General features: G+C 48.4%; 17 protein-coding genes. 6 read left to right on the forward strand and 11 right to left on the reverse strand.

From position 1 onward, the window contains the following. Window positions 1–245: 245 nt before the first annotated feature. From HF638_RS01225 to HF638_RS01245, 5 genes are all read right to left on the reverse strand, one after another. A complete protein-coding gene (locus HF638_RS01225) occupies window positions 246–3,323 on the reverse strand; it encodes a X2-like carbohydrate binding domain-containing protein (protein ID WP_481856116.1) in 3,078 nt (1,025 codons plus the stop codon). 392 nt (window positions 3,324–3,715) lie between these two features. Continuing rightward, window positions 3,716–4,597: an SMP-30/gluconolactonase/LRE family protein gene (locus tag HF638_RS01230; RefSeq protein ID WP_169478526.1), complete on the reverse strand. Its 882-nt coding sequence runs from the start codon at window positions 4,595–4,597 to the stop codon at window positions 3,716–3,718. Window positions 4,598–4,612: 15 nt separating this feature from the next. Further along, a complete protein-coding gene (locus HF638_RS01235; protein WP_169478527.1) occupies window positions 4,613–5,275 on the reverse strand; it encodes an SGNH/GDSL hydrolase family protein in 663 nt (220 codons plus the stop codon). A gap of 36 nt (window positions 5,276–5,311) precedes the next feature. Continuing rightward, window positions 5,312–6,100: an alpha/beta hydrolase gene (locus tag HF638_RS01240; protein ID WP_169478528.1), complete on the reverse strand. Its 789-nt coding sequence runs from the start codon at window positions 6,098–6,100 to the stop codon at window positions 5,312–5,314. Window positions 6,101–6,243: 143 nt separating this feature from the next. Continuing rightward, entirely contained in the window at window positions 6,244–7,077 is an 834-nt protein-coding gene (locus tag HF638_RS01245) for an AraC family transcriptional regulator (RefSeq protein WP_169478529.1), read from the reverse strand. A 128-nt stretch (window positions 7,078–7,205) separates the two neighbouring features. Between HF638_RS01245 and HF638_RS01250 the strand changes: the two genes are divergently transcribed. The 3 genes from HF638_RS01250 (at window position 7,206) to HF638_RS01260 (ending at window position 11,351) form a co-directional block, all read left to right on the forward strand. Beyond that, window positions 7,206–9,233, forward strand: a complete 2,028-nt coding sequence (locus tag HF638_RS01250; protein ID WP_169478530.1) for a beta-galactosidase — start codon at window positions 7,206–7,208, stop codon at window positions 9,231–9,233. Window positions 9,234–9,672: 439 nt separating this feature from the next. Continuing rightward, window positions 9,673–10,626 (forward strand): helix-turn-helix transcriptional regulator, encoded by a 954-nt coding sequence (locus HF638_RS01255; RefSeq protein ID WP_169478531.1) that lies wholly within the window; start codon window positions 9,673–9,675, stop codon window positions 10,624–10,626. 38 nt (window positions 10,627–10,664) lie between these two features. Then, a complete protein-coding gene (locus HF638_RS01260) occupies window positions 10,665–11,351 on the forward strand; it encodes an AlkZ-related protein (RefSeq protein WP_169478532.1) in 687 nt (228 codons plus the stop codon). A 113-nt stretch (window positions 11,352–11,464) separates the two neighbouring features. Here the strand turns inward: HF638_RS01260 and HF638_RS01265 are convergent, their stop codons facing one another. Both HF638_RS01265 and HF638_RS01270 read right to left on the reverse strand, forming a co-directional pair. Then, complete coding sequence (locus tag HF638_RS01265) at window positions 11,465–12,979, reverse strand: UxaA family hydrolase (RefSeq protein ID WP_169478533.1); 1,515 nt, start codon at window positions 12,977–12,979, stop codon at window positions 11,465–11,467. Beyond that, on the reverse strand, window positions 12,976–14,493 hold the full coding sequence (locus HF638_RS01270; RefSeq protein ID WP_169478534.1) for a tagaturonate reductase: 1,518 nt from the start codon (window positions 14,491–14,493) through the stop codon (window positions 12,976–12,978). The genes HF638_RS01265 and HF638_RS01270 overlap by 4 nt, the downstream gene beginning before the upstream one ends. A gap of 191 nt (window positions 14,494–14,684) precedes the next feature. Here HF638_RS01270 and HF638_RS01275 point away from each other — a divergent pair, with 191 nt between their 5' ends. The 3 genes from HF638_RS01275 to HF638_RS01285 all read left to right on the forward strand — a co-directional run bounded on the left by HF638_RS01275 (window position 14,685) and on the right by HF638_RS01285 (window position 18,426). Next, complete coding sequence (locus HF638_RS01275) at window positions 14,685–15,560, forward strand: AraC family transcriptional regulator (protein WP_169478535.1); 876 nt, start codon at window positions 14,685–14,687, stop codon at window positions 15,558–15,560. A 185-nt stretch (window positions 15,561–15,745) separates the two neighbouring features. After that, the gene (locus HF638_RS01280; protein WP_169478536.1) at window positions 15,746–17,734 is read left to right on the forward strand and encodes a GTP-binding protein; all 1,989 of its coding nucleotides are present in this window, start codon (window positions 15,746–15,748) and stop codon (window positions 17,732–17,734) included. Window positions 17,735–17,748: 14 nt separating this feature from the next. Then, complete coding sequence (locus tag HF638_RS01285; RefSeq protein ID WP_036670276.1) at window positions 17,749–18,426, forward strand: tetratricopeptide repeat protein; 678 nt, start codon at window positions 17,749–17,751, stop codon at window positions 18,424–18,426. 121 nt (window positions 18,427–18,547) lie between these two features. Here HF638_RS01285 and HF638_RS01290 read toward each other — a convergent pair whose 3' ends face one another. The 4 genes from HF638_RS01290 to HF638_RS01305 form a co-directional block, all read right to left on the reverse strand. After that, on the reverse strand, window positions 18,548–19,606 hold the full coding sequence (locus HF638_RS01290; protein ID WP_169478537.1) for a phosphotransferase: 1,059 nt from the start codon (window positions 19,604–19,606) through the stop codon (window positions 18,548–18,550). A gap of 92 nt (window positions 19,607–19,698) precedes the next feature. Continuing rightward, window positions 19,699–20,325 (reverse strand): GDSL-type esterase/lipase family protein, encoded by a 627-nt coding sequence (locus HF638_RS01295; protein ID WP_062833735.1) that lies wholly within the window; start codon window positions 20,323–20,325, stop codon window positions 19,699–19,701. A 200-nt stretch (window positions 20,326–20,525) separates the two neighbouring features. Then, window positions 20,526–23,693, reverse strand: a complete 3,168-nt coding sequence (locus tag HF638_RS01300; protein WP_169478538.1) for an MMPL family transporter — start codon at window positions 23,691–23,693, stop codon at window positions 20,526–20,528. After that, window positions 23,690–24,148, reverse strand: coding sequence for a MarR family winged helix-turn-helix transcriptional regulator (locus HF638_RS01305; RefSeq protein WP_169478539.1), 459 nt, complete (start codon window positions 24,146–24,148; stop codon window positions 23,690–23,692). The genes HF638_RS01300 and HF638_RS01305 overlap by 4 nt, the downstream gene beginning before the upstream one ends. Between the last annotated feature and the right edge of the window lie 147 nt (window positions 24,149–24,295).

Below are 24,295 nucleotides of genomic sequence, written 5' to 3' on the forward strand. Positions count from 1 at the left end.
TATATCTGTACAGGCTATACCATCATCTATTATATATCGGTTATAAACACTTTCCAGTGTTAGCGGTTACATTAATTTTAAATTAATTGTACATCTTTTTATATCCTAAAACGATTGTTTAAGCAATGGTAACTCTCTATAGTTTACACTATATTTCGACAAAATAAGAAGCCCTGAATCGCCTTTCGATCATTTGGCGAATCAGGACTCCTATTTTCAACCCTTTATTTCGTTAAATTGCACACTTAAGGTTCGATTCCCCATTGAAGACTTCCCGCGATATAACCAGTGACTTTGGACCAGTCCGTATAAGAAGTCTGACTACCTGCAAAGGAGTAATCATCGGTTTGCGTGTAGTTGGTCCAATTGTTCTTGGAGATGCGAGTATGGATTTCCGTGCTTTGTCCCGCAGTCAGTGTTCCGGCCGAAGCCGTAAAGCCGATCTCAAGTACGTGGTCAGCACCTGTCCGTACTGGGTTGAGTGCACTGAACGCGCCTGTTACATTCGCACTGCCAGCTGTCGCCCAGTCAGCGAAGAAGTTCTGAGGCTGATCACCGTTAATCGTGTAGTAGTATCTGATTTTCACATCGGACAGATTCAATGCTGTAGTGCCCGTATTCGTCAGTTTGAATTTGGGACTGATGGAGCTGCCCGTCGCCGAAGTGTTGCTATTAAACATCTCAATGCGTATGGTTCCAGCTGGTGCAGCTGTCGTATCTTTGATGAGCAGATTCAAGGTCGCCTGAGTGCCTGCGCTGAATTGAAAGGTTAGTCCCGCTGCGCCATTTGGCAGTGAAGCCAGGTAGTTTTTACTCAATATGACCTCATTGCCTGTCAACGTGTAATCTGTACCTGAAACCAGCGTTGCACTCCCGTTACGAATGGATACAAGTGTATTACCGTTCAGCGTTAACGTGACTGGAATGTTAACCTGACTGTCTGCTTTGCGATCAAATTCGGCAGTGACCGGTGTAATCACAGAGTTGGTCACTGGTGTACCGCCGTCTCCTCCGCCATTGTTACCTCCAACACGGTCAGCATACAAAATTCCGCGGCCATTCGTTCCGAGATATACTCTTCCATACAGACGCGGATCACCCGTAATCGTGGTTACACGAGCATACTGATGCTGGTCATCGTTGATCCGAACCCAATTGGCCCCACCGTCATCGGAGCGGAAGAATCCACGTGTTCCATCGATCTGTGCAACCGTGTATAACGCGACAACGCTCTGACCAGGGGCAGCTTTACCAAAACCGATACTATCTGCTTCCTCTACATTGGCAAGCTTCGTGAATGTCGCTCCTGAATCCGTGGAATGCCATAATCCGTATGGACCTTCTTCCTCACTACCGCCAGCAAACCACAGTTCGCCTTCCACACCCGGAACGGCATCCAAATCTGCATTTCCTTCGATCGGAAGTCCAGTCGCAAGCGATGCCGTGAAGGAAGCACCACCATTCACACTCACATAGATTTTACCCGCTGCAAATCCATAGAATTTGTTTGGGTTTACACGATCCGAAATCACTTTCGCCTGTGCAGGTATGCCCGTACTTGCCGTCCAGGAATTGCCACCAGTCGAATAATGTACGCCTTTGTCTGACGTGCTCCATACCAGTCGGTTACCATTCGCAGAGATGGCTACAGTACCGCCTCCAGTTGTGCCAGCAGGTTCTGCATTGGCTTTATACCACGTTGTACCTCCATCACTGGATAAACCAATGGATTTCGCATTTGGATCAGCAGCATAATCTGCTTTACCTACGCGAACCATCGTATTCGGACTTAACTCTGCAAAATCCAGACTTTCTGTGGAAGAATAGTTCGGATTCGTAAATATGGTAGCTGGAGCCTGATCCAGATTGTTATGACGGAATCCTGAAACATCCCCCACTCCACTTAACAAATGCGCACCACTTGGCGGGCTGATTAGATCCAGTACCGCAATCTCCTCGACACCCTTCGCCATCACTGAAATATTGATTTTTTTATCGTCATCCCAGTCCGTCAGGTTCTTCGTTCCATAGATCGTAGCACCTGTTCCATACATCATGCGATCCGAATCAAATGGATCAATCTCCAGATCACCGATCATCCAGCCCAGTTTTGGGGATGGTTCGGGCGGGGCAGGCGTGATCCCAAAGGTGAGCCATGGCGCTGCCGAAATATCCTGTGTATACCGTAGTTTCCGGTTCGGATATCCGTCGAATTCCCATATGCGCGTCCACGTCGCTCCACTATCTGTACTGCGGAACAAGGTGGCATCCGGCCACCATGAATTCAATGTCGCAACCATCAATGTACCGGGATTCTGTGCATCCACAGCCAACCCGCCATATCCAAAATAATTATCCGTGCTGCTGCTTGGCACAGGGCTGATGTTGGTCCAGACACCTGTCGATGTGTTCAGTTTCCATACGTCACCTTCCTCCCCATCATAGGGTCCCACACCATCGCTATACGTGATATAAAGGCTTCCATCGGAATCAAGCACACCATGATGCGGAATATAACCTGTAGGTTGACCAGCAACAGCTGACCAAGTCAGACCACCATTCGTGCTGCGATATACGCTTTGATCTTTATCAGCAACACCCACATAGATTGTCTGAGTTGCCTGCCCTGCCGAACCTGTTGTTTTGTCTAACGTAACCCATGCCAGACCTACAATGTCACTGGTATATTCATTCGAAGGATCTTGCACATAATTTCCCGGATTCGGGAAGCTTGTGACTTCGTTCCAGGTCACACCGTAATCGGTACTTTTCCAAAGTCCATGACCACTTCGTGCACCGAAATACAGGATACTGTTATCATTCGGGTCCACGGTCAGACGTTCTCCCATCGAACGTCCCGGCATGTTGCCGCCAACTTTGAACGGAAGTGTTGTGGTCTGCCATGTATCTCCACGGTCTGTAGAGCGCAAGATAGAGCCATTATTTTTGTCCCATGAATTCGTATACGTCCCCACTGCCATGTACACCCGATCGGGATCAACCGGGTCCGTAGCCAGCGCGTCTACACCGTTTTTGTTCCAATCATCCCAGCCAACAAAATCCGTTAACGGGATCCAGCTCTCGTTAGCCGCATTCCAGCGATAAGCTCCCCCGATATCGGTACGGGCATAGATCAGATCCTTTTCCGACTCGTTGAAAATGATACCCGGTACAAATCCGCCTCCTGCGCCAGTCACTACATTTTTCCACTCATAAGCCTCACTCGGTGCCGCTGCTGTGGTTCCAGCGAGTCCTCCTAGCGAAGCCGTTACCACGGCAACCGTCAGACTCATGATCCGTAATTTCCCCATAAACGTTCTCATTTTTACACAGCCTCCTCTTCAACTTGGTAAATGTATTCCGGTCTTCCCGCTGTCTCATCGTGCTGATGATGGCGTGTCAGACGAATTCATGCATGCATGATTACAAGAAATCTCACCCCCTTTCATCCTTTTTGTTAAGCGCTTACAAAACCACTCTTATTTCGTCGTTATATGGATAATACTCTCAATAAATAACATTCGATGGCAAACGCCAAACCCCTTCGTCTAAATTCCTATTTATGTAAAATATTTTCAGTGTTTTATCTTGTTTACACAACAAAAAAGATGCTGTTTTAGCAGCATCTTTCGACATTTCATATGAAAGCTCAAAAAGTAGAATCGTTTCTTCCCTGGAAAACTAGTCAGAAGTTCACTGCATGACCGGCAACCGTTTATTTCTGGCTACCATACGCGTGAGTCTCCTGGCCTTTAACCCCTGGTCTGATGACAAAAAGTGAGCCAGCATCCGGTGTCTCATTCAGACGTTCTTCCTTAATCCCGGTACGTGCTGTTGTAATGTACAAATCTTCAAGCTCCGGTCCACCAAAACAGCAGGATGTTACTTGATCTGCGGGTACTTCGATCTGCTGTAACAGTTCTGATGTATCCGGGTTCCAGCGTGTGACTCTCCCTCCACCCCAGTGCGCAACCCACAACATGCCTTCACCATCGACCGTCATGCCATCCGGAAAACCGAATTCTTCGGGTATGTGAATGACGCTTGTCCGATTCTGTATCGTACCGGCTGCCAGATCAAAATCAAACCGGTCAATAGCACGTGTCGGGGTATCAATATAATACATGGTCTGCCGATCCGGACTCCAGCCCAGGCCGTTGGATGTAGACACGCCTTGTACCATCGTGCGCACAGGTTGTCCTTGTTCCAAACAATACAGTGATCCGGCTTCACTCTCATTATTCAAGCTCATCGTGCCTGCCCAGAAGCGCCCCTGTGCATCACATTTGCCATCATTAAACCGATTGGTACCCTTATCTTGTTCAGGGTCCTCAATGGCATGCAGCTCACCCGTAAGCAGATTATACGTGTGGAATCCACTACGTAAAGCAACCACAACCTCGTCACCACGATACGGAACAACCGCGCCGACATGTTCACCGACATCATAAGCCTGATCCTGCCCTGTGACCGGATCATACACATGCACCTTGAAGCTTTCAATATCTACCCACAGTAATCGATTGTTCTCCGCATCCCAGCTTGGGCCTTCACCCAGCAATGCCGGAGTTTGAACTGCTACAGTTACGTCGCTCATGCCATCACGTCCTTTTTAAGATTTGACGCCGCCTGACCATTCAAATCCGATGGCATCCAAGAATGCTTTGGACAGTACCATATGCCCTGTTGCATCCGGATGTACCCGGTCATAAGTCAGCACAGCCGTATAGAAATGATCCCAAAATGGAGCAAATGCAGCCTGTGTATCCACATACACCGCATCATACTCGCTGGCTACCCTGCGTACCGCTTCTCCGTAAATATCCATCGTTGCCCGCATCGGGTCTTCCGGATTGGCCTCAAGATAGTAAGGCGACATCAGTACCAGACCCTTCAGATTGGGACGAACCGAAGCCACCAGTTCACGCAATGTGGATTCGTATTCTTCCAGAAATACATGGGAGTCTGTTGACAATGGGTTGTCGAACTGACGCCATACATCGTTAATGCCGATCATGATCGTCAACCAATCCGGTTTTAGGTCCAGCACATCACGATCCCAGCGCTGTTTCAGATCACGAATCGTATTTCCACCATTACCCACATTCTGGATACGCAACATCAATTCCGGATAGATGGACCGCAACAGTGCATGGACTTGCGCAACATAACCATGGCCCAGACCTGAACTGCCCTCGCCTACAGGATGTTCCCGACCACAATCCGTAATCGAATCTCCGATAAACAGAAGCTTGTCATTTTTCTGCAATTTCATCGTCATTTTCTCCTTCGCTCAAGAGCGCTAATATGATTACCAGCCTTGATTTTTAAGCCACGTCAAGCATAGATCAGACCATGCCCGAACCGCATGGTTGTCTTCGGCCAATCCGAGACCATGTGAACCTTTCTCAAAAACGTGCAAGTCATAGGGAATGCCATGCGCACCTAGTGCAAGTGCGTAACGCAAGCTATTCTCCACAGGTACTGCCTGGTCATCGCTAGTATGCCAGATGAACGCTTCTGGAGCATCCGCTCTCACCTGTTGTTCCGCACTGAATGCCTTGATCTGCTCAGCAGACGCATTCGGCCCAAGCAAATTTTCACGGGAACCAGCATGTCCATAAGACTCCATCGTAATGACCGGATAACAGAGGATAACCCGATCCGGGCGTGAACTTTGGCGTTCAATCCGGTCCTCATGATCCGGTTGGCCCTCGTCATACAACGTTCCTAGTGTTGCTGTAAGATGCCCGCCTGCGGAAAAACCAAGTACGGCAATCTTGGCAGGATTGATGCCATACTGCTCGGCATGCGCACGAACATAACGTATGGCACGCTGACCATCTGTTATCGGTGCAGGATGCTGGTGAGGTGCTACACGATATTTCAGAACAAATGCGCTTATGCCCGCACGATTCAACAGCTCGGCTATTGGAGCACCTTCGTGATCAGCCAAAAAACCATAGCCACCACCTGGACATACAATGACAGCGCTCTCGGAACCCGGCTGAATAAATGGAATCAAATGTGGCATTTCGTCTTCATGGCCCTGGGCTGCATAAGGTGCAGCATGATCCCATAAGGGTATCGTTGTTGTCATCTTCAATCATCCTCTCTAAGTACAACGGATACATAGATCCGTTTAAACGTTTTCGAATCTCAGGAATCGATACCATCATAACGGCAATGACCCTCATGCATCAATACCTTCCTGGCATCACTTTTTAATCATTTAAGTACAGATTAGTACAAATTGCGGAACTGTTCGGGAGTTACTCCCTCAATCCTGCGAAAAGTAGCAACAAAATGGCTTGAATCCCGAAAGCCCACCCGAACTGCGGTTTCCCGGATGGTCAGGGAGGTATCCCCAGTCATGATTTCCTTGGCTTTGCGAATGCGTAGCAAAATGAAATAACTATAGGCGGTCATGCCAAAGGATTGTTTGAACAAGGTGTTCAGGTGTCGGGATGAGATTCCTGTGACGTCAGCCATATGTTCGAGACCAATCTCGGGATTCGCATAATGCTGTTCCATGAATGCAATGAGCGGAGCGAGTCTCTCCACGGCATGAGAGATGGAAGACCGATTGCCTGTCATGCCATGTTTTTTGAGCAAAATCAGAAATCGGTATATATCCGCTGACGCTTCGAGTCCCGACAAGTCCTGATCACTGCTGATCGAATCCAGCACTTCCTGGCCGTAATCGTTGAACGGGCTGCGCTGCTCCCACTGATAAAATGCTGCTTCACCCAGACCCAGCGACTCCATAATTCCCGGACACTGCGAACCGCCAAATGTAATGTAAAGTGTCTCCCACTCTCCCTGAGCGCGCACATATTCATGTGGCTCATTCGGCGGCAACAAAATACCCGATGCTTCCCCCAGTATGACCGTGGACCCGGCAAATCTGAATTCCCCCGCTCCCTTCACGGTCTGAAGCCAGTGGTAACATGGATACCCCACAGGTCTGGACACCTTCTCCTGATTGCCATTATAGCCAAGGCTCTCAATATATAGGGGCAGCGGCTGATCACGTGATGTCATGAAGTAACGTTGATGTCGGGGTGAGATGAACATGCGATGCCTCCTTGGATATACGCCGAAATATACTTCCGTATTCTTATATAAGTCATTACTTTTATTATATTTTAAAAGTCATATGTATCATATAATATAGGATTATTCTTATACAAGAGGTGAAGACATTGATTAGCAGCAAACTACCCAAAATGTTCTATGGGGGCGATTATAACCCGGAACAGTGGGATCACGAAACCCACCTTGAAGACCTGCGCATGTTCCAATTGGCAGGCATTGATATTGCCACAATCAACGTATTTTCATGGGCACTGATTCAGCCTGATGAAGTTACTTATCAATTTGAAGAACTCGACCAACTCATTAATCGTCTATATGAAAACGGTGTCTATATATGCCTAGCAACGAGCACTGCTGCCCATCCGGCTTGGATGGCGAAGAAATATCCTGACGTACTTCGTGTAGATGCTGATGGACGCAAACGCAAATTCGGTGGGCGCCATAATTCCTGTCCAAACAGCCCGACCTATCGTAAATATTCCGAGAAGATTGCAGATAAACTGGCCGAACGATACAAGGATCACCCCGCTGTTCTCGTATGGCACATCTCCAACGAATATGGCGGTGACTGTTACTGTGATAACTGTGAGAAAGCATTCCGTGTATATCTGAAAGAACGCTATCAGACCTTGGAACAGGTCAACAAAGCATGGAACACGAATTTCTGGGGACATACCTTCTACGATTGGGACGAGATTGTTCTACCAAGCAACCTGAGCGAACACTGGGGTAATAATAACTCCACGTTCCAGGGAATCTCGCTGGACTACTCCCGATTCAACTCCGACAGCATGCTGGATTGTTATCGTCTGGAGTACGATGCAATCAAGAAACACATTCCCGACTCTGTCGTGACTACCAATCTGATGGGATTCTTCAAGCAGTTGGACTATTTCAAATGGGCAAAATATATGGATATCGTCTCTTGGGATAGCTATCCTGGTCTCGCTACACCCGTCAGTTTCACAGCAATGGCCCATGATCTAATGCGCGGACTAAAAGATGGTCAACCGTTCATGCTGATGGAACAAACACCAAGTCAGCAGAACTGGCAGCCATATAACTCACTGAAACGCCCTGGCGTCATGCGTCTATGGAGTTACCAGTCTGTTGCGCACGGGGCCGATACCATTATGTTCTTCCAGCTTCGCCGCTCCATCGGTGCCTGTGAGAAGTATCATGGTGCAGTTATTGAACATGCTGGTCACGAGAACACACGTGTATTCCGCGAAGTCGCTGAGCTGGGCAAGGAATTGCAGATCCTTGGTGACACCACGCTGGATGCATCTGTTGAATCCAAAGTAGCCATTGTGTTCGACTGGGATAACTGGTGGGCCATTGAAAAATCAAGTGGACCTACGGTTGCCCTGAATTATGTAGATCAGATTCATAAATATTACGCCGCTTTCTTCCGCCGCAACATACAGGTAGATATCGTCAGTGTGGATACGGATATTAGCAAATACGACATCGTTCTCGCGCCTGTCCTTTACATGGTTAAACCAGGTTTTGCCGCCAAACTGGAGAAGTATGTTGAAGCAGGTGGAACATTCCTGACGACCTTCTTCAGCGGCATTGTCAATGAGAACGACCTCGTGACCACAGGTGGGTATCCGGGAGAGTTACGTAAGCTGCTCGGAATCTGGGTGGAAGAGATTGATGCCCTGCTGCCTGAACAAAAGAACAGCATAGTCCTCAAAGAAGCCTACGGTGATCTTCAAGGAGAGTATGGCTGCGGCATACTGTGTGACCTGCTGCACAGTGAAGGAGCTGAAGTCATCGCGGAGTATGGAGACGATTTTTATAAAGGCATGCCTGTTGTAACACGTAACACCTATGGTGAAGGTGAAGCCTGGTACGTTGCATCCGACCCGGATGAACGTTTCCTCGATGGTTTGCTGGGACAGCTTGCAACAGCCAAGAACGTAGAGTCCCTGCTGGAGACACCGGAAGGTGTTGAAGTAAGCGCACGTACCAAAGACGGCAAACCCTACCTGTTCGTCATGAACCATAACGCTTCCACACAATCCTATGATCTGGGCACAGCCAAGGCACATGATCTGCTCACCGATCGCGAAATTTCGGGTAGCGTTGAGATTGAAGCCCGTGGGGTACAATTGCTTGAAATGAAATAAGGTATTTCGCTACATTGGTAATATATAGAATTATATATACAAAGGAAAAACACGTGATACAAAGTGTCACATGTTCATCCCTTTTAAGCTTATTTTTGTCTTCAATGAGCATATTGGTATAGATTCCAGACCTTTATCATCTTCTGTAAGCCAAAAGCTGCTACTTCCCGTATCCGTCTACACCGGATGCGGGTTTTTGGCATGATCTTTGGTCTTTTTGATAGAAGGAAATATCAGTATGCAAAGCGAATTGGACGAGAAACACATTTTAACAACGCCTGCCGGAACATGCTTGTGAATCCTGATGCTGATCCATTATAAATTAATGAACAGTTGAAATATTGGTGACACTCATGATGTCACTTATAAGCTGTTACAATAGAATTATAACTACGACATCACTTTCCGGCGGCGCAAAGATCGAAACGGAGTGGCTGACATGAACAGAACAAATCGGCTTGCTGCCATCGTTATGGCATTACAGCATGGTCACGAAACGGCACACTCATTGGGCGAGAAATTTGAAGTTTCCCGTCGCACCATTCTACGGGATATTCAGTCCCTCTCCGAGATGAATGTGCCCATTATTGCCATTTCCGGTCCGGGAGGCGGTTTCAGACTTATGGAGGGTTACGTATTGCCCCCATTACAGCTGGACCCGGTTGAAGCAGCGACGCTCATATTCGCTCTTGAAGGTCTAAGTCGCTACGCCGACACACCCTTTCATGAGAAACGCTGGACCCTGATGAACAAAGTTAAGGCCATCATTCCGGATGATATCATGTCGCGAATAGATCCCATGCTCCAACAGCTGCATCATCATATTCCGGACCGCAATTACATCCTTCCTCATCTGGATGCACTCCTGGCATGCATACCCGAACATGGGTGGCTGAATGTGCTGTATCGCTCCGTATCACGTCAGCGATGGTTGCGTGTCTGTCCCACACGAGTATATGCTTCCTCCGGCTTCTGGTACTGTGAAGCATATTCCATCGAACATGGTGAACAGCGTCTGTTCCGTATCGACCGAATTATCGATGTCAAGGCGATCGAATCACAGGATGCACAGGTGCTGAACGAACACGCGCAGCAACAGCAGAGCAGGCCGCTCCCTCCAGAGCAGCCGCTAACCCGGGTTACAGTGCGACTAAGTTATCGGGGAATGATTGAAGCTGAACAGGACGAGCATATCGGCGAAAAGATGATTGAAATTGCCCCGGATCTCTGGGAATTGTCATTCCTTTGTCCACCAGGAGAGTGGGACTGGGCCGTACGATTCTTTTACCGATTGGGACGTGAAGCCGAAGTGATCGAACCTCTCCAACTTCGCAGCGAGATTCGTCAGCATGCCGAGGAAGTAAGCCGGATATACCTTGCTTCAACCAAGTAATTGCTTCACCATACTGCCTAAAGGAGCCTGCTGATATCATGACATATGAACCCGTTGTAACGTACGAAGAAGCAGTACAGCGTATCCAGTCTATAGGACTGCTGCCTCTTGCTCCCCTATTTACCGAATACCCTTCACTGTCATCGCTAACCCCCAAAGAACATTGGCACAAGGATGATGAATTGGATCCCTGGTTATGGCGTTCACGCCTGGCTGAAGAGGGCGTTGCTGCATATGGAAAGTTCGTCAAAAAGAAAGCGCTTCTTATCTCGAATGAATACTTCCCTTGGATACACCGACTGCTTGCCGACTCTAGAAGCATCGAGGAACAGTATGAAGCAGGTCTATTGTCCCGTGAAGCATTCAAACTCCATGCGTTAGTTGCAGAACAGGAAGGTATCGATGGACGTGCCCTTCGTTCTCAGGCAGGATTCGGAGCAAAAGAAGACAAAAAAGCATTTGACCGTGGACTTCTCGACCTTCAGGGCTGTGCAGCCATTGTGATTAGTGGCACCAAAGAAAAAGAAGGGCTCGCAGAAGGCAAAGTTGCCTGGAACAGCTCCGCATACGAGACTGCTGGTCACTGGATGGAACGTCACGGTATTAAGCCGTTTGAAGGTAGCGTTGCAGAGGCGCGTGAACTGCTGGTTGCTCAACTGCAACAACATGCTTCACCAGCCGCATTATCAAGCATCGCCAAAGCCCTTGGCATCCATGGAATCTAAATAAAGCCAATCCCGGTTGTAGTGCACATTTCAACCGGAATTGGCTGCAGTTCATCATATAATATATCGCAGATGATATTGCAGACGATAAACAACATCCAGCCAGAATGGGTTCAGAGAATTACGCCATCCTTGAATATGGCAATCTCTCGGAATCCATGCTGCTCACTGAGTGTGTGTGACCGTCCTGAAGCAATGTCAATCAGTTGACTGAACAGCTGTACTTTGACCTCATCCATCGTGCGCCCTTCCAACAGCTGGCCCGCGTTGAAGTCAATCCAGTGTTTTTTGCGATTCGCCAGATCGGATTGGGTCGCAATCTTGACGGTAGGTACCGGACCTCCGAAGGGAGTCCCCCGCCCTGTTGTGAAGAGCACAATATGTGCACCGGCCGCAGACAGCGCCGTTACAGACACCAGGTCATTACCCGGTGCTTCTACAATGTTCAGACCGGTTTGAGATACACGTTTGCCATAGCGCAGCACGTCAACTACGGAAGAACGTCCTCCCTTTTGCGTACATCCAAGTGACTTTTCCTCTAGCGTCGTGATGCCACCAGCCTTATTACCAGGTGAAGGATTCTCATAGATGTTCTGGCCATGGTTCACAAAATATTGCTTGAAGCCATTCACGAGGTCCACCAAATCGTGAAATACCTGCTCATTGGCAGCCCGGTTCATTAAGATTGTCTCCGCACCAAACATCTCCGGAACTTCCGTCAGAATAGCCGTACCCCCGGCAGCAACCAGCATATCCGCAACTGCACCGACCAGCGGATTGGCTGTAATGCCAGATAAACCATCGGAACCGCCACATTTCAAACCAATTTTGAGTTTACTGAGCGGAAGCGGCTGTCGTTGTTCATGTTCGGCGATCTCCACAAGTTCTTCCATTAGTCGAAGCCCTTCCTCAAGCTCGTCATCCGCTTCCTGCGCTTTGAGAAACCGTACTTTGCCTCGGTATTCCGGAGCAATACATTCACGGAACTCGTCTACTTGGTTGTTCTCACAGCCCAGACCGATGACGAGCACGCCCCCTGCATTCGGATGCTCCACCAAGGAGGCCAGCAGCTGTTGTGTATACTTCAGATCATCGCCAAGCTGTGAACACCCGAATGGATGTGGAAAGTGATATACCCCATCTACCCGGCTTCCAAATTGAGAATGACCCATACGCGCCAATGCTTCACACACTTTATTGATACACCCGACCGTATTCACAATCCAGATTTCATTACGGATACCTGCTTCACCATTGGGACGCAAATATCCATCGAATGAGAGTAGATGTTCCGGAGGCATGTCCGTCTGAACCTGGGCCCCCGGTTGGTATTCATATTCAAGCAATCCGTGCAGACCCGTCTTCAAGTTGTGACTATGAATCCAGCTTCCCTGCTCAATCTGCTCTTTGGCAATGCCGATGGAGAAACCATACTTCATCACATCATCACCCGGTGCCAGGGTATGCACAGCAATCTTATGCCCTTTGGGCACGTCATCCAGTAAGGTAAAAGAAACTCCGTCTGGCAGGGTAATGCGTTCTCCTTTGGCATAATCCCGAAGCGCTATAATGACATCATCCTGTGGTTGAATGGCAATCCAATCATTTACTATACTTGTGGTGTTCATTTCCCTTCACCTTCCAACAAACCGATTTCATGAACAAGTGCTGCACGCAGCCCGTCTCTTGCATCCAGATTCTCGCCCCAGATCAGGGTGTCCGACAACACAGCCGCTACCCGGTCACCCAGTTGGTTCTGATTCCTGTTAAGCGTGTCATAACCTTCCCAGTGTGCAGCCAAAGCAGCCAGGACATCCGGGTCATCCCGCAGCAGAATGTGCTCCCCATTCAGTCGTTGTGCCTTGTAACCTTCCTGCGTATTTACAGGACGATAGAGACACAGTAATCCAGCAAACCCCTGAATTAAACGTTCTGGCCAGCTGCCCTGATTTTCTTTATAGGATAGCAATGTAGGCAGCACACGAACCTTGAATTTTCCGATCGTATTTAATGCAATATCTTGCAATTTGTGATCAATATACGGGTTAAGGAAACGTTCGAATACTTCTTCCGCGTACTGATCCAGCTGATGATCTGGCATATTCAGAGCAGGTACGATCTCCTGATGTACAGCTTCCCGGATCCATGGGCCAAAATGTGAATCTTCCATCGTCTCTCTCACATGTTGCTTGCCTTGCAGAATTCCGAGTGATGACATTAGGGTATGTGCTCCATTCAAAATCCGAACCTTGCGTATCTGAAACGGCTTCAGATCCTTCACCCAATGTACATTGAGGCCCGCTTGCTTGAGGGGTAGCTTTTTGTCCAATGATTCATCACCCTGAATGGCCCAGAAATGATATGGCTCTGCCGTATTAATCAACTGGTCCTCATAACCCCAGCGATTCGTCAGGGAATCGGCTTCCTCCTGGGTCGGTGCACCTGTGACGATTCGATCTACCAGATTGTTCAGGAAGTGATTATGGTTCTCGATCCATGAGCGGAAGCCATCCGAATACCCATAATCTTCGCTGTGACGAAGGACACAACTGCGCAACACATCACCATTGCCTTCGAGCAGCTCGCATGGCAGATGAATCAAACCTCTGGATGGATCCCCATCAAATTTCAAATATCGCTGATGCAGGAAAACCGTTAATTTTCCCGGAAATGATTGAACGGGTTCACCCTCGATATAGTCTGCCTGCATATATTTCAATCCTGATTCGGTTGTATTGGAAATAACGAACTCAAGCGAAGGCAGTTCCGCCAAATTCAGAAAGGCATCCCATTCCTCGTACGGATTAATACACTGTGAGAAAATGGAGATCAACTCTGTCCGCTCAACCGGCTTCCCTTGAGACAGCCCACGCGTGATCATGGTATATAACCCATCCTGATCGCGAATTTGCTCCAGCTTGGCTTTGCCTCCCGGTCGTGGCTGGGTAACAGCTACACTTCCATGAAATTTGCCTTGTCTGGCACTCTCATAAAGCATCCAGTCTGCAAATCCCCGCAAGAAATTACCTTCTCCAATCTGCAAAACCTTCACGGGACGCTCCATAATCTCCTTGCACTTGCGCTGACCATCGCTCCCAAGCAAATTCAGCTTCAACCTTGGTCGTTTCGTGCTTGCCGACATGGACACTCACCTCATCGATTATTTGTACACTCTGATTGCCGCCCGAAGGCTTGCACCCTTATATTGTAAACGCTTTAAATTCATTGTATCATCAATAAAAGGAAATTAAATTGCTTATATTGCGGTAAATATACTCTCTCATGACTAGCTATGACATCTTGTTGAAGACGCTGGTTTGGAAAGGAGTCTCTATGGAGCGTTCACCTGTTCGTACGACTATTCAGGCAGAATCCGGTATTCCGTTCCGCCTGGTGTACAGCGACACAAAATCCCCTCAGAACGAATTGCCGGATCACCTTCACGATTGGCATGAGATCATCTATGTATATCGTGGTCAGGGCAGCATCTTTATTGATACGGGACTTGAGGATATGCATGAAGGAGATCTGTTTATTATTCCAGGCAGTACGGTTCACCGCGCCTTGCCGGATGCAGGCAATCCTGTCACATCTTCCGCATTGTTCTTCAGCCCGGGATTGCTAGCATCGACGGCTGGGGGAGCTACTTCTTCCTTGCTAAGTCTGTTTGAACGTTGCCGCAGACAACGGGTGTATAAGAGACATCTGGACACAAAGGAGCGATCACAGGTCGCCGCCCTTATTGATGATATTCAGACCGAATTTCAGCTCGGACATCATCTGAGTGCACATGCGGCCCTGTTAAGGCTGCAACTATTGCTTATTTTTCTGGAACGTCTGGAAGCCTCGGGGCCTGCGAATCCGAGTAAATCCACTCCAGGTCCCTCGTGGCTCTCTTCTACGATCTCTCATATTGATGATAACCTTCGAAATGGCCTTTCCCTGCATGAACTGGCTCAGTATGCCGCGGTATCCCCTGCCCATTTCAGTCGTGCCTTCAAACGATACACGGGTATGACTCTAACGGATTACGCATTAGCGCGAAGGGTTATTATGGCGAAAGAGCACCTGGTGCAAGGCGATGAGACGATGGCAGCCGTTGCTGATGCTTGCGGGTTTGACAGCCTGCCCCACTTTTACCGTCAATTCAAAAAATTAACCGGCACAACACCCGCAGCTTACCGCAGAACCATGAACAGTTCACGTTAAAATAGAAACAGCCCGGAGCATAGGTCCCGGGCTCTAGGGCGTGTATCTGAAAACTCCACGAGTTTGGAGACACACCCTAATCATATATATCCACATATTCTTCCATATGGAAGATGTGGTATGATAATCTGGATTATTACTTGTCGGAAACATTGCATTCCGTTGTCAGAGGAGCTTAACATTCCATGTTAAACGAATTAAATCGCAGGAATATCGGCATCTTCGCCCATGTGGATGCGGGGAAAACAACCACCACCGAGCATATGTTATATGAGAGTGGTGTTGTCCGCAGTCCGGGACGTGTGGATGACGGAACAACAGCCACAGACTCGCTGGACATTGAGAAAGAACGTGGCATATCCGTCCAAGCAGCTATGACCTCCCTGATATGGAAGAACACCATCATTGACCTCATTGATACGCCTGGGCATATTGATTTCAGCTCCGAAGTAGAGCGAGCACTGCGCGTAATGGATGGCGCTATTCTGATTCTATCCGCAGTGGAGGGGATTCAGTCCCAGAGTGAAGCCATCTGGCATGCCCTTCGTTCACTTCGCATCCCTACCATCATCTATATTAATAAAATGGATCGGATTGGCGCGTCTGCCCCAGCGGTAATGGAGCAGATCCGTTCCACCCTGTCCCCCTTCGCATGCGAAATCCAAACGTATCAACGCCATGAAGATTCATTTCATGGCATCGACTCCCTATGGAATGAGAATCAAGATACGCTGTCCGGTGGCATACCTTCCATTCCAGGTCTGTTCGAGATGCTTGCCGAGTTGGACGAAGAAGTCATGGAAGCCTACATCCAGGAGACTCCGTTATCTCAAAGAGATCTGAATGAGGCATTCCTGCGGTATGTGCATCAGGGTGAGATGTTCCCTGTGTGTTATGGTGCTTCCGGCAAAGGAATTGGCGTCACGGCATTGCTGGACGCAGTCCTTGCATTCCTGCCCCCACCTGCACAACCAGTGGATTCTCCTGTATCGGGTGTTGTATTCAAGATTGAACGTGACCGTACGATGGGACGCACGGCTTACGTCCGTATGTATGGTGGCAGCTTACACAATCGGGATACCATCCATAATTCGACGCGGAAGCTTGAAGAGAAAGTGACGCAGATTCGCCGCATGGATGGACGGAAATGGGCGGATACCGGTACCGTTCACGCGGGGCAGATTGCTGCGCTGTACGGACTGAGTGACACCCATGTGGGTGACATTATCGGCAATCCTGAGGGTGTACCTCCTCTGCCACAGATGGCTGTGCCTTTGCTGACCGTACAAGTACATGGCAAGGACCCGGCACGTTACCCCGATCTTGTGGCTGCATTGCAGGAGTTGACGGACGAAGACCCCTTGCTGGATCTGCAATGGTTGCCGGAGGAACGTGAACTGCATCTCAAGGTCATGGGGACCATTCAGCTTGAAATTTTATCCAGTCTGTTAATGAGTCGTTTCGGACTGGATGTCGTTTTCGATCCGCCATCCGTCATCTACAAGGAGACGCCCCGTATAGCCGGAGAAGGTTACATTGCCTATACGATGCCCAAGCCTTGCTGGGCCATCCTGCGCTTCAGGATTGAACCTTTGCCTCGCGGAAGTGGTCTAATCTATGCCTCAACGGTAAGGACCGATCATTTGTTGTTACGTTATCAGAATGAAGTCGAACGGCGGATTCCCGAAGCACTGTCTCAAGGCATGCTTGGTTGGGAAGTAACCGATCTACGAATCACGCTGGTGGAAGGGGAACATCATGTCTGGCATACCCATCCGCTGGATTTTGTCGTAGCCACGCCTATGGGAATCATGGATGGATTGGCTAGAACAGGTACCACGTTGTTGGAACCCCTCCTTCAGTTCAGACTTACGGTCCCAGAGGAATATGGCGGAAAAGCCCTCAGCGATCTGGTCCATATGCGGGCAACCTTCGAAGCCCCCGCCATCGGTAACGGGCGTTGTATTATTGAAGGGCTCATGCCTCTTGCCACCTCAATGGATTATCCAGTGAAGCTGCGTTCCGAGACAAGCGGTCGCGGGGTGTTTACGACTTCGTTTGCCGGATATCAGGATTGTCCTGCGGATGTGACTCATGTTCGCAAACGGAGAGGGATTAACCCGCTGGATCAATCGAAGTATATTTTAAGTGTACGAAACGCGATTACATCATAAATGGAGTTGACCTTGTGCTTATTAAATTTCTTATCTTTGGCCTTCTGTGGCGGATTATAGGTAATCCGTTCATTGCCATTCTGATTTTACTCGTTATACTGTACTTTCTGGATCGTCGCTATGTTGGCGTATTCCCAAGCTTCACGAAACCGCTCAAACGTATGCGTAACATCTCACGGCTTCGGCAACAGCTTGCGATGAGTCCCAATGAAGTTTCTTCCAAGTTGGAGCTGGCTCGCCTGCTGATTGAGCGCAAACGTTACAGTGAGGCACATGCGTTATTGCTTGAACTGGAACGCCCATATGAGCAATCAGCTGAGTACTGGGAGGCATTAGGGACGACTGAGCTTCATTTGGGAAACATCGAAAAAGGCGAACGTCACATTTTACAAGCCCTCGAGATCAACCCCAGAGTCAAGTACGGTCGTCCGTATCTCACTCTTGCTGGAGCCTTCAAAGATACGCATGAGGACAAAGCGCTGGATTATGTGCATCAGTTTCAGGAGATTCATTCTTCTTCCAGTGAAGCTTATTATCTGCTCGGCTCGGTTCACCGTTCCCTCGGACGTAATGCAGACGCGAAGCAGGCATACGAGCAATCGTTGAACGTTTATCGTTCGTTACCCAAATACAAAAAACGTCAGGAGCGCCGCTGGGCTGTCCGCAGTTGGTTCCGCAAACGTGGCTTGTAGAATCGTTCGATTTACGCTATAACACGCAAATATATACCTTCTTTAACCAATAAATAAAGTGCACTGATCTCTGCCCTCGTTTGAGAAGCAGAAACTGTGCACTTTATTTATAGCAACGATATTAATACACCAATATCTCACGCAGTCGGTCTTCATGCAGACGCATCCAGTCGATCCGGTGTTTGAGCTTCACAATCTGATCCACAGCCACTTCCGGCTCATCTGTACCTTCGAACATGCGACTGATAAAATGCATGACCACATCCAGACTACGCAGTAAAATCAATCGAGGTATAGCCAGCAACTCTTCCGGTTTCAGGCTGACCTGTTCCCGAAATCCCCTGATCAGTCCCTCCTGTGCCTGCCACATCCAATCTTCACTCTTGTCCATGGTAAGGAGGTCAGACATCGGAACAGCCAGCTCCATTACCCGCAAATCCCATGTCGCAAATTCAAAATCCAAAATGGCACAGATTTCACCCTGCTGATCTGCCAACACATTCGAGGCATTCACATCCCCATGAACCAATTGATGCGGCAACTGTTCCATACCCCGCAAGGCTTCAAACAGTTCTGGCAGCACATGCCTCAACTGCTTCAGTTCATTCGCACATGCGACCAATTGCTCCGGCGGCGATGTACATAACTGTAATAATCGTTCTGGTGAACAGAGCGGATACGCATCCTGAATTCGATAATATGGTGGATATACAGGTTCAAGTGCTATATCCAGCGTAGCCATAACAGAAGACAGCGCCCCCGCAGCTTTACCGAGCCCTAGCAATTGATCTGGTGTATGCCAGATGGGATTGACGCCTTCCCGATAATGAAACAGAGTCGCGATTTTGGTGTGACCTGTGAGGTTATCTTTTACAGCAAGAAATGTACCTCCCGCACCAGTTGATCGTCTTACAGGTGAAGGTGTATCAAGCTTAAAGTTCGAACATTGGAGGGCTTCCAGCACCTCGTGTTCAAAGGCGATTTTCATCGGATCATTATGTGTTTCATATTGTCTCAGTACGTAACTTGCCCCGTCTACATCGAGCATATAGGTAGAATTATTCATTCCACCCTTTCCACGCTCACCTTTCCAGTCCGATGTGAAACCATATAAGGCCAACACTTCGGATATACGCTGCTGCTCTGAATGATGGAGGGAACCGGAATCGATGTTTTGCACCAAATATTAACCCCTTTATCTCACAAAATGGAACTGTCTTCTATTTATCTTAAAGGAAGTCCATCGCTCGGTCTAGTTCTGTTCCATAGTGATCAAGAGAATGGATAGTATCCCGTCCGATTAAGCTGCTCTGCAATGACACGATACCCTCTTGCATTAGGATGCACTCTATCCCAGAACAACAGTTCACGTTCACGACCTTCGAACCTGTCATAGACCTGAGCACACGCATAGTTTCCTGATCCGGCTCCATTCAAAAACGAATTATATTGGCGCACCCAGTACGCAGCTTCCGTCGCTTGTGGATACGGGTTGTACAATCCGATGGATCGGACCATATACTCACTGTTTCCCTTTAACTGCCGAATGTGCCGCATGATCTGGGATACATTACTGCGGGTTTCTCCGAGCACCTGTGTCATTTTGCTGGCATTTGGAATGCCGTTACTTGCTTTAAACGTACGAATCAGATCATTCCCGCCAATGGATATGGTAATGATATCTGCTTCACGAAGTGATTGCCGCACACGGGGATGCGAAGAGATCATCTGCAACATTTCCCCCGACGTCAGTCCATTCACGCCCATATTTTCCATGGATACAAACGTACGAACATTCATTTCGGCCATTCGCCGATATAAAGGAACAAAGCCGGTGCCCAGCAACGCTCCTGTACCTACCGTTAATGAATCACCTATAGCCACATATCGATATACCATCCCGTCGCCCCTCTCTGCTGTGATTTGTCTGAACAATAATGAACTGCTCTATATCTTATGATGAGCGGCAAGACAAGGCGCGGGATGGTGTCCTTAGGCATGCACCTTTCTTTTTGCATAAGATTGTAGTTTTCCTGTAGAGGTAAAAAAAGAAAAAGCCCTGCCGCATAACGCGGCAGAGCCTAATCCATTGCAATGCATTACATGCCTATGGTCCGATCCGACTCAGCGGAATCCGCCTGTTCCTTGTTCGGGAACGGCCACCAGTTGGCCCGGCCAAACATCTTCACCATCACTGGGACGAAGAATGGCAGGAACAGCAGAGAGTACAAGATCAATCCGCTAAGGACTACTGTAGCAATCTGCATCATCGAGAGAACACCGGATGGATACATTGCAGCAAATGTACCGCTCAGAATGACCGCTGCAGATAGAATAACGGTCCCCATGTTCTTCATCGCGTACAACATCGCATCCTGTACCTTCATGCCTTTGTTCTCATTGAAACGGTCCATCAGGAAGATGCTATAATCCACACCAAGTGCAATCAGCATGACAAATCCGAAGAACGGAGTAACCCAGCTGATGCCTGCGAATCCGAGGATATTAACAAAGATCACTTCGGTTAACGCCATTGATGTGAAATAAGCCAGTAATAAGGAAACGATCAGATACAATGGCATAATGACCGAGCGAAGCAGCACGACCAGAATAATGAATGTACCCGCCAGCATCAGCATTACAGTACGTGTATAGTCGTTATTCGAGATCTCCTGCAGATCTGCAAATGTACTCGTAACTCCGCCTATGGCGATGTCTGCTTTTTCAAGCGTACTGCCTTGTACCGCACGATGTACAGCCGCCTCAATGTCAGGCACACGATCAATGGCTTCGGTTCCGTATGGATTTTCGGCGAAAATAACATCAATCGTCATCGTCTTCCGATCTTGGGACAGATACGTATCAAATACCTGTGTGAAGTCTTTGCTGTTCAGTGCTTCATCAGGAACGTACCAGCCTGCCAGATCGGAATCCGGTGAATTTTGTAATTGCGTCAGGTAGTCCTGCGCTGAATCCAGTCCTCCGGATACCTGTTTAATACCATCGACACTTTGATTCAACCCATCTGTCAATTGTGTCAGCTGTCCACTCAGATCCGAGAAGCCTTGCTGGATTTTCTCCTGTCCACCTTGAAGCTGACCAAGCCCGTTCTGGATGGAAGGTATCTCCTTAATGACTTTTCCTTGACCATCAGCGGCCTGTTTCAGACCTGTCTCAAGCTGACTGATTCCCGTTACAATCTGGCTTAGACCATCGGCAAGCGCCTTCTGTCCGGCTGCTGCGGAAGCAAAGCCTTCATTGGCCTGATTAATTCCAGCAGCGGCTTCTCCCAGCTTAGTCTTAATCTGACCCAAACCTTGAGCAAGCTGCGCTGTGCCAGAACCTGTTTCACCAATCGTACCTTTGATACGCTGGTAGTCCGCATCTTGCTGCAATTCAGGATAACGTTCTTCGAGTGCTGTGAAGGATTCAGACAGACTGGTTAAAGCCGTTGAAACCCCATTAAGCTGTTGTTCCAATTCACGGGTTCCATCGCCCAATGCAGCGACTCCTGCTCCCGCCTGACGATAGGCTTCAAGCAACTGATTGTTCGCTTGAGCAAGTTGATCTGCGCTCGTTTTGGCTTGCTGCAGTCCTGCTTTCAGATCACCCGCACCTGCGGAACCATCTCGAATACCTTTTTCAATCTGCCCAAGTCCCTCACTGAGTTGCGTGATACCCGATTGCAACTGGGTGGTTCCTTTGGTAAGTTCACCTGCCCCATCGGCAGCTTCTTTTAACTGTGGTTCATTTTTACTTAACTGACTGCTGGCTTCACTCAGACCATCACGGATTTTGTCCAGACCCGTCTTGCCTTCACCCAGTCCATCCGATAATGTTCCCACTTGCTGTGTAACTTCAAAATCTTTGATCTCATCACCCGTAGGTCGTGTCATACTGCGGACACCAGAGATCCCGGGTACTTTCTCTACTTCTCTGCTAATTTTCTCAGCAACGGCCATATATTTCGCATTATCCATCGCTTCATCGTTCTGAATAACGATCTGACCTGGCAATGATTCACCCGGACCGAAGCTGTTGGAGATAATGTTGAATGCTTTTACTGAATCATACTTCTCACCAATCTCATCGAGACTGTTGAACGACAGTTTACCATCGTAGGTTGCCAGAAGTGGCACACAGACAGCTGCCACGATGAGCAGCGCAGCCCATGGACGTTTCAGCGAGAAGCGACCCGCTGCACCATAGATCTTGCTCTCGGCATGATCAAGTGAACCCTTCGACGGCCAGAATAGCTTCTTACCCAGCACCGCCATGAAGAATGGTACGATGGACACCAAGGCAAGCATCATCACAGCAATACCTACAGCAACGGCAACCGCAGAGCGGTACAACATAAACTGGGCAAAACCAATCGCAATGAATCCAACCAGCACGGCAAGTGCGGAGAAGAGTACCGTTTTACCGGCAGTACGATAGGTTGCAATGATGGCATCCCACGTATTCTCATGATGAGCCAGTTCTTCCTTGAACCGACTGATCAACAGGATGCAGTAATCCGTACCAATCCCGAACATGACGGCGACCATAAAGATCTGTGTAAACGTGGATATCGGGAAGTCGAGCCCATCCACCAGAAATGCGACAATCTGTTGCGATACAATGTAGCTGATCCCCACCGTCAGTAGCGGTACAAACGGAGCTACAAACGAACGGAACACGAGGAACAGAATGAGTAAAATAAAGACAACAGTAATATATTCCGATTTCTTAAGCCCCTCTTGGGAACTTTCAATGGTATCTTCGTCAATTAGACCTTTACCGGTTATGTAGTGCTCCACATTGACAGATTTCAATGCTTCATTCAGGTCTTCCCGCATTTCCTTGACCGTACGATCTCCCTGATCAATGGATAGCGACGTTAAAATGGTTTTGCCGTCAGCTGAGATCATCTTCTCGGACAACTCAGGCTGAGAGAAAGGTTCCAGAATGGACAGAATGCCCAGCTTCTGCTTGTCGGCTTCCAAGTTCTTAATAGCCTTCTCTGCCTCTTGTTTTCCCGTGGTACCCAGACCATCCGGATTATAAAATACAAGAGCAATCTGGCTGCCTTGCTGTTCTCCTTTTTGCGCTGCAGCTTCATTCAGAATCGCTGCTGCCTGGGTGGAAGAGTATCCTTCCGGAACCGAAAACTGTCCCTTTTCCCGAATCAGTTCACTCATGTTAGGGGCGGTAAACATTAATACGGCAGCTACAACAACCCATAGCCCCATTAACCACCATCGTGCTTTCAATATCGCTCTCATTCGTTCTCCTGTCCTCCTTCATGCGTTAGCAAAGCTGCAAGCTTCTCAAAAGATTCAATGAAATTACGAACCTCTTCCGGTTGAAAATGAACCAGATATGGCTCCAGAATCTGCTGAATTTCTTTTTCCGTTTCCCTGTACACTTCCCGTCCGTTGTCCGTTAGTGTCAAATACACAACCCTGCGGTCGCGTTCATCGCCAGCCCGATGGACCAGATCGCGATCCACCAACTTGTTGACCAAAGCAGTAATGCTGCTCTTGCCTATGCACAGAAGCTCTGCCAGATCAGAGGGTGTGCAGGAAGGTTTCTCCTCAATCAGACGAAGTGCGCAGAACTGATCGGTCGTTATCGTCAGCCCCACTTGTTCGCGTATCCGCGTATCAAACCGCTTGTTTACCAGAAAAGAAGCATCCAAATAGCGGTTCACCAAACTTTTCGCATCTGGTCTGTTCATTCTTCATTCTCCTTTCCGAATCAATATAGTTCACTTAACGAACTATTCTTCTGTGAAACTATTCTATAATGAAACAATCTTATAAAGCAATACTTTTTTCCTGCTTTTTTGATGAAAACGACAAAAAAACAGGACGTCCGACTCAGC

Origin of the sequence: Paenibacillus sp. SZ31, assembly GCF_012912005.1 — a bacterium.
Classification (GTDB): Bacteria; Bacillota; Bacilli; order Paenibacillales; family Paenibacillaceae; genus Paenibacillus.

Excerpts from the sequence above, each read along its gene's own strand:
- HF638_RS01225 (WP_481856116.1), bottom strand. The coding sequence starts at position 3,323 with ATGAGAACGTTTATGGGGAAATTACGGATCATGAGTCTGACGGTTGCC.
- HF638_RS01230 (WP_169478526.1), bottom strand. The coding sequence starts at position 4,597 with ATGAGCGACGTAACTGTAGCAGTTCAAACTCCGGCATTGCTGGGTGAA.
- HF638_RS01235 (WP_169478527.1), bottom strand. The coding sequence starts at position 5,275 with ATGAAATTGCAGAAAAATGACAAGCTTCTGTTTATCGGAGATTCGATT.
- HF638_RS01240 (WP_169478528.1), bottom strand. The coding sequence starts at position 6,100 with ATGACAACAACGATACCCTTATGGGATCATGCTGCACCTTATGCAGCC.
- HF638_RS01245 (WP_169478529.1), bottom strand. The coding sequence starts at position 7,077 with ATGTTCATCTCACCCCGACATCAACGTTACTTCATGACATCACGTGAT.
- HF638_RS01255 (WP_169478531.1), top strand. The coding sequence starts at position 9,673 with ATGAACAGAACAAATCGGCTTGCTGCCATCGTTATGGCATTACAGCAT.
- HF638_RS01260 (WP_169478532.1), top strand. The coding sequence starts at position 10,665 with ATGACATATGAACCCGTTGTAACGTACGAAGAAGCAGTACAGCGTATC.
- HF638_RS01265 (WP_169478533.1), bottom strand. The coding sequence starts at position 12,979 with ATGAACACCACAAGTATAGTAAATGATTGGATTGCCATTCAACCACAG.
- HF638_RS01270 (WP_169478534.1), bottom strand. The coding sequence starts at position 14,493 with ATGTCGGCAAGCACGAAACGACCAAGGTTGAAGCTGAATTTGCTTGGG.
- HF638_RS01275 (WP_169478535.1), top strand. The coding sequence starts at position 14,685 with ATGGAGCGTTCACCTGTTCGTACGACTATTCAGGCAGAATCCGGTATT.
- HF638_RS01280 (WP_169478536.1), top strand. The coding sequence starts at position 15,746 with ATGTTAAACGAATTAAATCGCAGGAATATCGGCATCTTCGCCCATGTG.
- HF638_RS01295 (WP_062833735.1), bottom strand. The coding sequence starts at position 20,325 with ATGGTATATCGATATGTGGCTATAGGTGATTCATTAACGGTAGGTACA.
- HF638_RS01300 (WP_169478538.1), bottom strand. The coding sequence starts at position 23,693 with ATGAGAGCGATATTGAAAGCACGATGGTGGTTAATGGGGCTATGGGTT.
- HF638_RS01305 (WP_169478539.1), bottom strand. The coding sequence starts at position 24,148 with ATGAACAGACCAGATGCGAAAAGTTTGGTGAACCGCTATTTGGATGCT.